This is a genomic window from Streptomyces sp. NPDC046197 (assembly GCF_040646295.1).
In the GTDB taxonomy this organism is placed as follows: Bacteria; Actinomycetota; Actinomycetes; order Streptomycetales; family Streptomycetaceae; genus Streptomyces.
This window is the reverse complement of record NZ_JBEYZY010000021.1, coordinates 111919-123676: the sequence shown is the minus strand read 5'-3', so window position 1 is coordinate 123676 and position 11758 is coordinate 111919. Positions and strand designations below refer to the sequence as shown.

The window sequence follows — 11758 nt, the reverse complement described above, 5'->3', positions numbered from 1 at the left end:
GGGCGAGCCAGGGGAGCCCAGCGTCGGCCGGGTACCCGCCGCCCTTGACCGCCGACCGCCACCGACGGCGGCCGGCCCGCCGTACCCCTCCCCGCGCCTTGCTTCAGGAGTCCGCATGTCCGGTAGCCCGCCACCCAACGGTGGCTTCGTCCGTCGCGTCGGCCTGTTCCAGGCCACCGCCATCAACATGAGCCAGATGTGCGGCATCGGCCCGTTCGTCACCATCCCGCTGATGGTCGCCGCCTTCGGCGGGCCGCAGGCGGTCATCGGCTTCGTCGCGGGCGCGCTGCTGGCGCTGGCCGACGGGCTGGTGTGGGCGGAGCTGGGCGCCTCGATGCCCGGGTCCGGCGGCAGTTACGTCTATCTGCGGCAGGCCTTCCAGTACCGCACGGGCCGTCTGATGCCGTTCCTGTTCGTGTGGACGGCGATGCTGTTCATTCCGCTGATCATGTCGACCGGCGTGGTCGGCTTCGTGCAGTATCTCGGCTATCTTGCTCCCCGTCTGGGGCAGACGGCGGGCGACCTGATCGGGCTCGGCATCATCGCCCTGGTGGTGCTCCTGCTGTGGCGGGGCATCGAGCACATCGCCCGGATCACCGCTGTGATGTGGGTCGTCATGATCGCCTCGGTGGTCCTGGTCATCGCCGCCGCGGCCACGGACTTCAGCGCGCACCTCGCCTTCACCTACCCGGCGCACGCCTTCGAACTCGGCAGCAGTCACTTCTGGCTCGGCTTCGCCGGGGGGCTGACCATCGGCATCTACGACTACCTCGGCTACAACACCACCGCCTACATGGGCGCCGAGATCAAGGACCCCGGCCGCACCCTGCCCCGCTCGATCATCCTCTCGATCCTGGGCATCATGGCGATCTACCTGCTGCTCCAGATCGGCACGCTGGGCGTGATCGACTGGCATCGCATGACCAGCCCGGACGACATCGCCTCCACGTCGGTCGCCTCGGCGGTGCTGGAGGAGACCTGGGGCAAGGGCGCCGCCGACACGGTCACCGTGCTCATCCTCGTCACGGCCTTCGCCTCGGTCTTCACCGGACTGCTGGGTGGTTCGCGCGTGCCCTACGACGCGGCGCGCGAACGCGTGTTCTTCCGCCCCTACGCCAAGCTCCACCCACGGCACCGGTTCCCGATGCTGGGCCTGGCGACCATGGGCGCGATCACGGCGGTCGGTTTTCTGATCGGCCGGCACACCGACCTGGCGACCCTGATCCAGCTGCTGACGACGGTGATGGTCATCGTGCAGGCGCTGGCCCAGATCGTCGCCGTCACCGTGTTGCGCAAACGGCAGCCGGCGCTGCGCCGCCCGTACCGCATGTGGCTCTACCCGCTGCCGAGCGTCGTCGCCTTCGTCGGCTGGTGCGTGATCTACGGTTACGCCGACAAGAACTCCCCGGGCCGCCACCCCGTCGAGTGGTCGCTGGCCTGGCTGGCCCTCGGCTGCGTCGCGTATCTGGTCTGGGCCCGCTTCGAGAAGGTGTGGCCGTTCGGCCCGAAGGAGATCGCGGAGGAGTACCTCGCCGCGCCGGTGGTGGACGCGGAACCGGCCGGGGCCTGACCGGCGCCGGACGTCGCGAGGCCCCTGCGGGCGGAGGTCACATCCGCCCGCAGGGGCCTTCGTGCTGTCGGCCGTCGTCGCGTGCGTGCCTGCGGTCGCCGAGGGCGGGTTCGCGGTGCGCGTGTGCCCGGGGTCGCCCGCGCGTGCCCGCCGTGGTCCGGCCGATGCGCCGGGCCGTGACCGGGCGGATGAGCCGGGCTTGACATGCAAGCAGATGCCTGCATAACTGTGGGTGTGCAATCTGAGGGCGACTCCGGGATGGACATGGTCTTCAAGGCGCTCGCCGACGAGACCCGCAGGCGGCTGCTCGACCGGCTGCACGAGCACAACGGGCAGACGCTCGGAGAGCTGTGCGCGCGGATCGCCATGACACGCCAGTCGGTGACCCAGCACCTGGCCGTCCTGGAGGGCGCCAACCTGGTCAGCACGGTGCGGCAGGGACGGGAGAAGCTGCACTACCTCAATCCGGTCCCGCTCCACGAGATCCAGGAGCGCTGGATCGACAAGTTCGAGCGCCCGCGCCTCAGCGCGCTCGGCGCCCTCGGGCGACGAGCCGAGGAAGCCATGGCCGACAAGCCCGGCTACGTGTACGTCATCTACATCGAGAGCACGCCCGAAGCCGTCTGGGACGCGCTGACGGACGCCGATCTGACCGCCGCCTACTGGGGCCACAGCAATGTCTCCGACTGGAAGCCCGGCTCCCGCTGGACACACGTCCGCACCGACGGCTCCGGCATCGCCGACGTGGCCGGCACCGTCGTGACTGCTCAGCGGCCGACCCGCCTCGTGACCACCTGGGCCGCGCCGGAGCACGAGGACGACGAGGGCAGGCACTCCAGGGTCGCTTTCCACATCCAGCCGCACGGCGACATCGTCCGCCTCACCGTGACCCACGAGGACCTCAACGACGAGGGGGAACTCGCCGCCGTGTCGGGCGGCTGGCCGGCGGTCCTGTCCAACCTCAAGTCCTTCATCGAGACCGGCAGTCCGCTTCCGCAGGAGCCCTGGCTGGTGCCGGGCCGCTGACGAGACGGGGCACTGGACTGGGAGAGGCCGACTGCATCGTTTCCGCATCGAACCGTGGTACGAACGGCGTTCACGTGTTCGGCACCGGCTCCGGCGTGCGGACCTCCCCTTGAAGGCGGCGGCGCAGTTGGTGCAGGCCCCGCCGCGCGTGGCTCTTCACCGTCCCCAGCGGCCAGCCGGTGCGTTGCGCGATCTGGGTCTGGGTCAGGTCCTCGTAGAAGGCCAGGCGAAGCACCCGTTGCTGGGGCGCGGGGAGCCGGTTCAGTTCATGCCGGACCAGGACGCGGTCCACGGCGGCCTCGGGACGCGCGGCGGTGGGGTCCGCGAGCGCCAGGGCCGCTCCGGCGGCCTCGGCAAGCTCCCCCCGCCGGGTCCGCGCGGACAGCGCGTCGGCGACCTTTCGCCGGGTGATGCCGACGATCCACCCGGCGAGCGGCCCCCGGTCCGGCCGGTAGCCGCGCCGGCCGCGCCACACGCCGAGAAACACCTGCTGGGTGACGTCCTCCGCTTCCTTCGCATCCCCCAGTGAGCGCCAGGCAAGCGCGTGGACCAGGGCACCCCACCGGTGGTAAGCGGCGGCGAGGCAGGCGTCGTCGCCGGCCACCAGCCCCCGCGCGAGCTCCTCGTCGGCGGGCGGCTGCCCGACCGGTGCCCACCGGGGCGTACCGGCGGCCTGGTCCGGCATCGGCGCAGCGCCGCTGGTCGTGGTGGCGGCCGGATACGGGTTCATGACGACGGCTCCTCACGTCGGAGGGCACCGCCCCGGCCGCCGGCGGCGCGGCAGGTGCCGTCACCACGGCGGTCCGGAACGGCTTCCGGGACCGGGCCACGTTCGCCGGGGCGAGGCCCGGTACCGCCATGGTCGGATCCGCCGGACAAGCCTCACAACTCGCATCGATTCTGCGTCGTATAGTCGGCGCATGGACGGCAACCAGGACAGGAGGCCGGAAGACCGGTCGGCTCCGGTTTCGCGCCCCGCCGGTACCGGCCTGACGACCGGGACGCTGGCCCGCAGGCTCGGGGTGTCGCCCACCACGCTGCGCTCCTGGGACCGCAGGTACGGCCTCGGGCCCGCCGTCCGTGGCGACGGCCGGCACCGGCGGTGGTCGCCACGGGACGTGGCGATGCTGGAGACGATGTGCCGGCTGACGTCGGCCGGGGTGCCGCCCGCCGAGGCCGCCCGCGCCGCGAAGGCCGGCACCGCCCACGCCACGGATGCCGCGTCGGCGGCCGGACCGGCGCCGGGACCGGCCGGGCGCGAGGCCTCCCGGGCGTTGGCCACGCGAGCCGCCGGCAGGATTGCCCTGGGCGACGTACGGCAGGAGTCCCGAGGCCTGGCACGTGCCGCCGTGCGCCTCGACGCGCCCGCCGTCGAGGCGCAGTTGACCTCGGCGGTGGAACAACACGGCCTCGTCGTCGCCTGGCAGGAGGTGATGGTGCCGGCCCTGCACGCCGTGGGACGCAAATGGGCCTCCTCGGGCGATCGCTACGTGGAGGTCGAGCACCTGTTGTCCTGGCACGTCTCCACGACACTGCGCCGCAGCACCGGCCCGTCCGTGACGCCCCGCGACGCGTCGGCCCCGGGCCCCGTGGTCCTGGCCTGTGTGCCCGGCGAACAGCACACCCTGCCGCTGGAGGCGCTCAACGCCGGACTGAGTCAACTCCGCGTGCCCACCCGCATGTTCGGCGCCGCCGTGCCGGCCGAGGCACTCGCGGCGGCGGTGCAGCGCCTGGGGCCTTCGGCCGTGGTCCTGTGGGCCCAGGCACGCTCCACCGCCAGTGTGCCGCTCGCCCGGGACGTCGCGGCGACGCGGTGGGGCGTGAAGGGCGCGCGCAGACAGCCCCTGGTGGTGCTGGGCGGATCGGGCTGGGCGGGCCGCTCCGCCCACGGCATGCCGCGGCCCGGTGGTCTGCGCGAGGCCCTCGACACACTGTCCGGCGGCTGCTGACGGTCTGTGCGTCCCCGGCGCGCTGCCCGCGCGAGGTACGCGCGGGCAGCGGGCGGCGGCTACCAGGCCACCGGCAGCTCGATCGGGAACCGGCGGATGGTCTCCGTGTCCCACGGGACGTCCTCCGGCGGTACCGCCAGCCTCAGCTCCGGGAACCGCTGCAGCAGCCGCCCGATGGCCACTTCCAGCTCGGCCATGGCCAGTGGCGCGCCGATGCACCGGTGTCCGCCCCAGCCGAAGGTCATGTGTGACACAGGAGGCCGGGCGAGATCGATGACGTCCGGGTCCGGGAAGTGCTCGGGGTCACGGTTGGCAGTCAGGTAGGACACATGGACGTAGTCGCCCGCCTGGATCAGCTTCCCGCCCATCGCCACATCCTCCAGCGCCACCCGGGGAATGCCGACTCCCTTGCGGAACGGAATGAACCGGAGCAGTTCGTTGAGGGGGTCCGACAGGTCCTCCCCGCGGCTCCTGACGTAGGCCATCAGCTCGGGGCGGGTCAGCAGCAGATAGACGATGTTGCTGATCTCGACGGTGGCCGTGTCCTGCCCGCTGAGGGTCAGCGTCAGTGCCATGACCGCGAGTTCCTCGTCGTTCAGCGCGTCCTCGCCGTCCTTCGCGGCGGCGAGGGCACTGATCAGGTCGTCACCGGGAGAACGCCGCCGCTGTCCGACCAGTTCGCCGAAGTACGCCCGCAGTTCGGCCTTGGCGGTCGCGGCGGCCTGGCGGCTGGCCGTGTCGGTCGAGAGCAGTTGGTGACAGTACTGCTGCACGCGGGGCCGGTCGTCCTGGGCGACGTCGAGAACGTCGAAGATGGTGCGCTGGGGGAGCGGGTCGGACAGATGGCGGACCAGGTCCGCCGGCGAGCCCTGCGCCGCCATCTCGTCGAGCAGACCGTCCGCGAGCAGCGTGATCTTCTGCCGCATCGGCTCCACGTGCCGCAGGGTGAACGCCTGCGACGCCAGACGTCTCAAGCGGCTGCTGTCCGGCGGATCGATCACGTTGATCGACTCCGGTGACACGATGGGCTCCGGCGTCATCCGGGGATAGTCGGAGCCCACGATCGCCGCCCGGCTGAACCGCTGGTCCGTGGTCACCTGACGTACCTCGTCGAACCCGGTGACCAGCCAGGCGTCGCTCTTGCCGTACGGCAGCCGGATCCGGGTGATGGAGTCGCGGGCCATGAGCTCCGCGAGCGAGGGATCGAATTCCAGGCCCTCACTGAAGTCGAACGGGCATGTGGGTGCTTCGCTGTCTGAGGTCATCGCGCCTTTCTCACTTTCGGCCTCTGCCCCCTCGCTGTCCCCCGCACGAGTCGTCCCGCATCCGACCGCCGACGGTCGGTCCGCCGAGGGCCGGTCCGCCGGCGGCCTGTCAGCCGCCGGCCGCACCCGCCATCGGCACGACGTCGGTGGCGTTCACCGCGGTACGCAGGCCCCGGGCCAGTCGCACCGCGTCACCGACGGCCCAGAAGTGCACGAAGAACAACCGGGGTTCGTCCGTCAGGCCGTGGCTGTGCAGTTCGACCAGCTGGGCTCCGCTACGCCGCAGGGCCATCAGCGCGACCTGGACCTCCCCGGCGATCAGAGCGCAGTCGCCGCTGACGGCGGCCCGGCCGCCACCCAGCGGCTGGAAGTTGATCGCGGTGGTCGCCCCCAGGCCCGGGGGCAGTACCCGGGCGCCGTCGGTGACGGTCTCGCGGCGCACGAAGGTGCTCTTGTAGATCCGCTCGTCGAAGACTCCCTTCACGCCCATCGCGGCATCGATGCCGGCGGTGTCCAGGGCGCCGGGCCGCGGCTGGGCCGCGGGTGCCGGGGGAGGGGTCCCGGTGCGGTCGAACGCCGCGCGCAGCCCCCGGGCTAGAACCAGCGGGTCGTGGCCGTGCGCATGGACGTGCACCCACCAGATGTCGGGTTTCTGCGAGAGCAGGTGTTTGTGGATCGCGGTCTGCGCGATCCCGTGCTCGTACAGGACGTCACTGAACGTCTGCAGTTCGTCCTCGGTCACCACCACGTCGCCCATCAGCATCGTGCCGCCGTCGGCGTAGCGGACGAAGGACACGTGGGAGCCGAGGGCGAGCGCGGGCTCCACGACGACGCCGCGGGAGACCACTCGGAGGTCCCTGCGTGGGAGACCCGTGTGGTACATCACGTTCCGCTTCAAGTCGCCCGGGCGGCCCAGGACCGCGCCCACGTCCCGCCAGTCCGCCAGAGCGGTCTGGACCGGCGGGACCGGCACCCGGCGGGGGCCGCGCGCCGTCGACGCCTCGGTGGACTGGGCCCGGGCGACGCCGGACGCCCCTGCCAGCACCGGAGCCAGGGCGGCCGCGGTCAGCACCCGCCGCCGTGTTCCGTCTGCTCCGGGACGACTGTTCTGCTGCCGATTCTCATCCGTCATATGAGCCTCCTGACGTGATGGAAACACGGCATTTTCCGCGGACCGGCGACGAAATCGCGGTGTGGGGTCAATCGGGTGACACCGGATCACGCGGTCGGTCACGTCGGCGGGTACGGCCCCGTCGCGGGCATGGCGAGCACGGTTCACGCCGGGGTCCCTCGGTCGCGGGCCCGGGCGGCCCTGAAGCGGGCCAGGCCGGCGGACAGGTCCACGACCGGGTCCGGGTAGTCGATTGCGGCGCGGTCCGGGCCGCGGAGTTTCCACGGCTCGTGCACCGAGACGCCCTCGAGCCGCGCGAGTTCGGGCACCCAGCGCCGTACGTACGCGCCGTCCGGGTCGTAGCGCTTGGCCTGGGTGACGGGATTGAGTACCCGGTTGGGCCGCGTGTCCGTGCCGGTACCGGCCATCCACTGCCAGTTGAGCTGGTTGTTGGCGAGGTCGCCGTCGACCAGGTACCGCAGGAAGTGCCGGGCGCCGACGCGCCAGTCGACGTACAGCGTCTTGGTGAGAAAGCTCGCGGTGAGCAGACGGCCGCGGTTGTGCATCCAGCCCTCGTGGCGCAACTGGCGCATCGCGGCGTCGACGATCGGGTATCCGGTGCGGCCCTGCTTCCAGGCCTCGACGTCCTCCCGCGCCGCCCGCTCGGACCGCCAACGGTCGTGCTTCGTACGGTAGTCGGCCCGGGCCGTGTCCGGCCGGGCGCCCAGGACCTGGCGGTGGAAGTCGCGCCACGCCAGTTGCCGTACGAAGGCCTCCGGGCCCGGCCCGCCCGCCTTCCGCGCCCGGTGGACGAGTTCGACGGGGGAGAGGGTGCCGAAGTGGAGATGGGGCGAGAGGCGGGAGGTCGCGTCGCCGGCCAGGTCGTCGTGTCGGTCCTGGTACGCGGCCACGTCCGAGCGCAGCCACGCCGTGACCCGCCTCCTGCCCTCCGTCTCCCCACCCGGCGCGAGCCCCTCCGACAGCTCCGGCAGGTCCGCCCGGGAGGGGAGTTCCTCGGAGCCGATGCCGTCCGGCACCGGCACGGCGCGCGGCGCGCCCAGGACAGCGCGCAGCGGCTGCTGCGACCACTGCCGGAAGTAGGGGGTGAACACGGCGAAGTGATCGGAGGAGGACGGAGTCAGCGTCCCGGGCGTCACCGCCGTGGTCACCGTCTCGTGCACGTGCAGCCTGCGCCCCTCTGCCTCCAGGGCACGCCGCAGCCGCTGCTCACGGCGGTGGGCGTAGCCACTGACGTCGGCCGCCATGTGGACCTCGTCGGCGTCCGCCTCGGCGGCCACCTCGCACACCTGGTCGACGAGGTCGCCGGAGCGGACGACAAGGCGGCCGTCGCGTCCGCGCAGTCCGGCGTCGAGGTCGCGCAGGCAGTCGGCCAGGAAGGCGAGCCGGTTGGGAGCGGTGAACCCGGCCGCGTCGATCGCCCGGTCGCGTACGAACAGGGGAACCACCCGGCGGGAGCCGTCGAGGGCGGCCCGCAGGGGCGGGTGGTCGTGCAGCCGCAGGTCGGAGGTGAACAGGACGACCGAGACGTTCATGGTGCGGTCTTTCGTGAGTGGGGTGGGACGCACGGGGCCGGTGATCTGCTTCCGGCCCGCGGCGCCCGGCGGATGCGGGCGTCAGTGCACGGACGTGGTGTCATTTGCCCGGGTGAAAAGGGGCGGGCCTGGTCGCGGCCTGTGCGATGTTGCGGGCCATGCCGCCGAAGACGGCGGCGTGGAAGGGGGAGACCCCCCACCAGTAGGCGTGGCCCAGCAGCCCGTGCGGATGAAACAGGGCCCGCTGGCGGTAACGGGTGCGGCCCGCGGCGTCCGTGGCGACGTACATCTCCAGCCAGGCCAGGCCGGGCAGCCGCATCTCGGCCCGCAGCCGCAGCAGCCGGCCCGGTTCGATCTCCTCCACCCGCCAGAAGTCGAGGCAGTCGCCCACCCGCAGCCGCTTTGCGTCACGACGTCCCCGGCGCAGGCCCACCCCGCCGACCAGCCGGTCGAGCCGGCCCCGCAGCGCCCAGGCCGGCGGGAAGGAGTACCAGCCGTTGTCGCCGCCGATGCCCTCGATGACCCGCCACAGAGCCTCGGGCGGGGCGTCGACGGCCCGTTCACGGAGGTCGCGGTACAGGCTGCCGCCGGCCCAGTCGGGGTCGGTGGGCAGAGGGTCACTGGGCGCGCCGGGCACCGAGGCCGAGGACCACCGGGTGGTGACCTGGGCGTCCCGGACCCGCTGCAGGGCCAGTCGCACCGCCTCGTCGAATCCGATCGGATGCCCCGGGGGGTCGGGTACGTACCGGGCGATGTCGCGCTCGCGGCGGACCACCTCGTGGCGCAGCGACTCGGTGAGCGGCCGTGCGATGGGCGCGGGCACGGGGGTGACCAGTCCGACCCAGAGACTGGACAGGCGGGGGGTGAGGACCGGGACGGGGACGATGATCCGGCGCGGCAGGCCCGCGACCGCCGCGTAACGGGTCATCATGTCGCGGTAGGTCAGGACGTCCGGCCCCCCGATGTCGAACGCGCGGTTGACGTCGTCCGGCATGCGGGCGCTGCCGACCAGTGCGCGCAGCACGTCCCGTACCGCGATGGGCTGGATCCGGGTCCCCACCCAGCTCGGCGTGACCATGACGGGCAGGCGCTCGGTGAGGTAGCGCAGCATCTCGAAGGAGGCGGAACCGGAGCCGAGGATGACCGCCGCTCGCAGCACGGTGGTGGGTACGCCCGAGTCCAGCAGGATGCGGCCGACCTCGGCCCGCGACCGCAGGTGCGGGGAGAGCTCGCGTTCCGGCACGCCGGCCGGCGTGAGGCCGCCGAGGTAGACGATGCGCCGGACGCCCGCCGCCCGGGCGCACTCCCCGAAGACGCGCGCCGCCCTGCGGTCGGTCTGCTCGAAGTCCGCGCCGGTGCCGAGGGCATGCACCAGGTAGTACGCGACGTCGACGCCCTGCATCGCCCCGGCGACCGAGGCCGCTTCCGTCACGTCGCCGCGCACCACCTCCGCGTCCGCCGCCCAGGGATGGTCGCGAAGCTTGCCCGGGGAGCGGGCCAGGCAGCGCACCCGGTGCCCCGCAGTCAGCAACTCCGGCACGAGCCGGCCGCCGATGTAGCCCGAGGCGCCCGTGACCAGGCAGTGCAGTCGTTGCTCTCGGCCGTAGTCGTTCATCGGGACGGTGCCTCCCTGTCCGTGCTCTCTGTGACCACTTCCGCGGAGAGGAGGCGAATGGATGCGCTGTACGCCGGGCAGGGGAGCCGGTGCCGCGGCCGAGTGGCGGACCCGCCGCGCACTCGCGCGGCCACCGTGCCGCGGACTTTCGACGCGGGCACATGGTCCTGGCCGCGCCGGGCATGCGAACTGTACGCGTTGTACGTCACTCGATCCGTTCAATGGTCGAATCTGGAGGTGTCCGCCGGTATGGGGGCGAAGGTGTTGGAGCGGTTTCCCGCAGGAGCTCCGCGCGGATCCTGGCCGGCCGAGGAGTACGCGGCGCAGCGCCGGGCCGAGGGTCAGCCCGCGACCGTGGTGATGAGCCTGAAGGAGGACGCGTTCCTGGTGGTGGTCCCCACTCGCGAGGACGACTGACCGGGGCACTCGCGCACCGTGTCACGCGCCGGTGCGCACGGACGGCGCCAGTGGGGAGGCGCCGGCCCGGGGCTTCCGTCGGGGCGCCGGTCGGCAGAGCCACTTCGTGTACGTCGATGTGATCCACCGTCAGGGGAACCGTTCGGCGGGAAGGACACGCCCTCGTCGCAGGTGCCGTTCGCCGACCGCCCCTCAGCCGGCGGCCAGATGGCCGAGGTGGGCCCGGCGCACCTCGGCGGTCTGGCCCTGCACGAGCAGGAACATGGCCTCGCGGGCCAGCCGCTGGGCCTTGCTGCCCAGGTCCAGGGACCGGCCGCCCCCGGCCACGAGCGCGGCGGTCGTGGCGGCACGCAGCAGGTCGTACGCCCGCGTCTTCAGGGCGAGCCGCTCCTCGATGCGCTCGTGCGGCACCGGGTGGTCCCAGAGCGCGTAGGCCCGCTCCCGCACCTCGTCGAGAGAGGCGCGCAGCGAACCCGCCGTATCCGCAGCCTCCGGAACGTCGTCCAGCAGGGCCAGGGCCGCGTAGGCCACGCCGAAGACGGCCGGCGAGGCATTGGTGTTCCGGGGCCGGTCGACCAGGGCGAACTTGTCCTGCGGGGTGCGCAGCACCACCGCCTCCTCGGGCAGCCACAGGCCGTCCAGGCGCAGCGACACCGTACGGGCCGCGCCGAGCGCCGCCAGCCGCATCGGCGGCGACGGGCGCAGCCCCGGCTGCTGTCGCGCCTCACCGAACGCGAAGACCACCTCGGCCGCGTCCGTCACACCGGCCAGCAGCATCACGTCGTTGAGCCCCCAGCCCGTGTACCAGGGGACGGTGCCGTCGAAGCGCCAGCCGCCGCGCTCGGGCACGGCCCGGACCGGGACCCGGGGAAAGGAGCGGACGTGCGCGAAGGCGATCCCCGCCAGCAGCTCGCCGGACGCCAGCGGACGCAGCAGCCGCTCGCGCACGGGCAGGTCGCATGCCGCCAGGAGCTTCACCGGGGTGTGGTGCTGTGTCACCACGAACCACGTCGAGCAGCAGGCCCCCGCCAGGATCTGCGCGGTCTGCCGGGCCACCGCGGAGGGAGCGGCCGCCCCGCCGTACTCCACCGGTGCGCCCACCCCGAGCAGCCCGGACCGCTTGACGGCCTCGATGTGGCCGGTGGGCACTCCCTCCTGGTCCACGCGTTCGGCGTTCGGGGCGAGCAGCTCGTCCGCGAGCCGGTGGGCGCGGGCGACGAGAGGGTGCGCGGCAAGGGTCATGGAGAAGATT

10 protein-coding genes are annotated in these 11758 nt (G+C 72.7%); 4 read left to right on the top strand and 6 right to left on the bottom strand.

All coding sequences use genetic code 11. The features are described 5' to 3' along the window. Positions 1–115 precede the first annotated feature (115 nt). Complete coding sequence (locus AB0A61_RS27125) at positions 116–1570, top strand: APC family permease (protein WP_361297390.1); 1455 nt, start codon at positions 116–118, stop codon at positions 1568–1570. Between the two features lie 258 nt (positions 1571–1828). After that, entirely contained in the window at positions 1829–2596 is a 768-nt protein-coding gene (locus AB0A61_RS27120; protein WP_361297476.1) for a metalloregulator ArsR/SmtB family transcription factor, read from the top strand. Between the two features lie 70 nt (positions 2597–2666). Here the strand turns inward: AB0A61_RS27120 and AB0A61_RS27115 are convergent, their stop codons facing one another. Beyond that, entirely contained in the window at positions 2667–3281 is a 615-nt protein-coding gene (locus tag AB0A61_RS27115) for a sigma-70 family RNA polymerase sigma factor (protein ID WP_361297473.1), read from the bottom strand. 235 nt (positions 3282–3516) lie between these two features. Between AB0A61_RS27115 and AB0A61_RS27110 the strand changes: the two genes are divergently transcribed. Then, complete coding sequence (locus AB0A61_RS27110) at positions 3517–4545, top strand: MerR family transcriptional regulator (protein WP_361297387.1); 1029 nt, start codon at positions 3517–3519, stop codon at positions 4543–4545. Between the two features lie 59 nt (positions 4546–4604). Here AB0A61_RS27110 and AB0A61_RS27105 read toward each other — a convergent pair whose 3' ends face one another. The 4 genes from AB0A61_RS27105 to AB0A61_RS27090 all read right to left on the bottom strand — a co-directional run bounded on the left by AB0A61_RS27105 (position 4605) and on the right by AB0A61_RS27090 (position 10089). Continuing rightward, positions 4605–5810, bottom strand: coding sequence for a cytochrome P450 (locus AB0A61_RS27105; RefSeq protein WP_361297384.1), 1206 nt, complete (start codon positions 5808–5810; stop codon positions 4605–4607). A gap of 109 nt (positions 5811–5919) precedes the next feature. Next, positions 5920–6942, bottom strand: a complete 1023-nt coding sequence (locus AB0A61_RS27100; RefSeq protein WP_361297382.1) for a DUF1259 domain-containing protein — start codon at positions 6940–6942, stop codon at positions 5920–5922. 143 nt (positions 6943–7085) lie between these two features. Further along, a complete protein-coding gene (locus tag AB0A61_RS27095) occupies positions 7086–8474 on the bottom strand; it encodes a deoxyribodipyrimidine photo-lyase (RefSeq protein WP_361297379.1) in 1389 nt (462 codons plus the stop codon). A gap of 100 nt (positions 8475–8574) precedes the next feature. Beyond that, positions 8575–10089 carry an SDR family oxidoreductase gene (locus tag AB0A61_RS27090; RefSeq protein WP_361297376.1) on the bottom strand — a complete coding sequence of 505 codons (1515 nt, stop codon included), beginning with the start codon at positions 10087–10089 and terminating at the stop codon, positions 8575–8577. A gap of 237 nt (positions 10090–10326) precedes the next feature. On the opposite strand from AB0A61_RS27090, the gene AB0A61_RS27085 reads away from it, so the two are divergent. Further along, on the top strand, positions 10327–10506 hold the full coding sequence (locus AB0A61_RS27085) for a hypothetical protein (protein WP_361297482.1): 180 nt from the start codon (positions 10327–10329) through the stop codon (positions 10504–10506). Positions 10507–10698: 192 nt separating this feature from the next. On the opposite strand, the gene AB0A61_RS27080 is transcribed toward AB0A61_RS27085, so the two are convergent. Further along, positions 10699–11748, bottom strand: a complete 1050-nt coding sequence (locus tag AB0A61_RS27080; protein WP_361297373.1) for an acyl-CoA dehydrogenase family protein — start codon at positions 11746–11748, stop codon at positions 10699–10701. Positions 11749–11758 lie beyond the last annotated feature (10 nt).

Bases quoted from the DNA above. Each gene is read 5' to 3' on its own strand.
- AB0A61_RS27125 (WP_361297390.1), top strand. From the start codon at position 116: ATGTCCGGTAGCCCGCCACCCAACGGTGGCTTCGTCCGTCGCGTCGGC.
- AB0A61_RS27120 (WP_361297476.1), top strand. From the start codon at position 1,829: ATGGACATGGTCTTCAAGGCGCTCGCCGACGAGACCCGCAGGCGGCTG.
- AB0A61_RS27115 (WP_361297473.1), bottom strand. From the start codon at position 3,281: ATGCCGGACCAGGCCGCCGGTACGCCCCGGTGGGCACCGGTCGGGCAG.
- AB0A61_RS27110 (WP_361297387.1), top strand. From the start codon at position 3,517: ATGGACGGCAACCAGGACAGGAGGCCGGAAGACCGGTCGGCTCCGGTT.
- AB0A61_RS27105 (WP_361297384.1), bottom strand. From the start codon at position 5,810: ATGACCTCAGACAGCGAAGCACCCACATGCCCGTTCGACTTCAGTGAG.
- AB0A61_RS27100 (WP_361297382.1), bottom strand. From the start codon at position 6,942: ATGACGGATGAGAATCGGCAGCAGAACAGTCGTCCCGGAGCAGACGGA.
- AB0A61_RS27095 (WP_361297379.1), bottom strand. From the start codon at position 8,474: ATGAACGTCTCGGTCGTCCTGTTCACCTCCGACCTGCGGCTGCACGAC.
- AB0A61_RS27090 (WP_361297376.1), bottom strand. From the start codon at position 10,089: ATGAACGACTACGGCCGAGAGCAACGACTGCACTGCCTGGTCACGGGC.
- AB0A61_RS27080 (WP_361297373.1), bottom strand. From the start codon at position 11,748: ATGACCCTTGCCGCGCACCCTCTCGTCGCCCGCGCCCACCGGCTCGCG.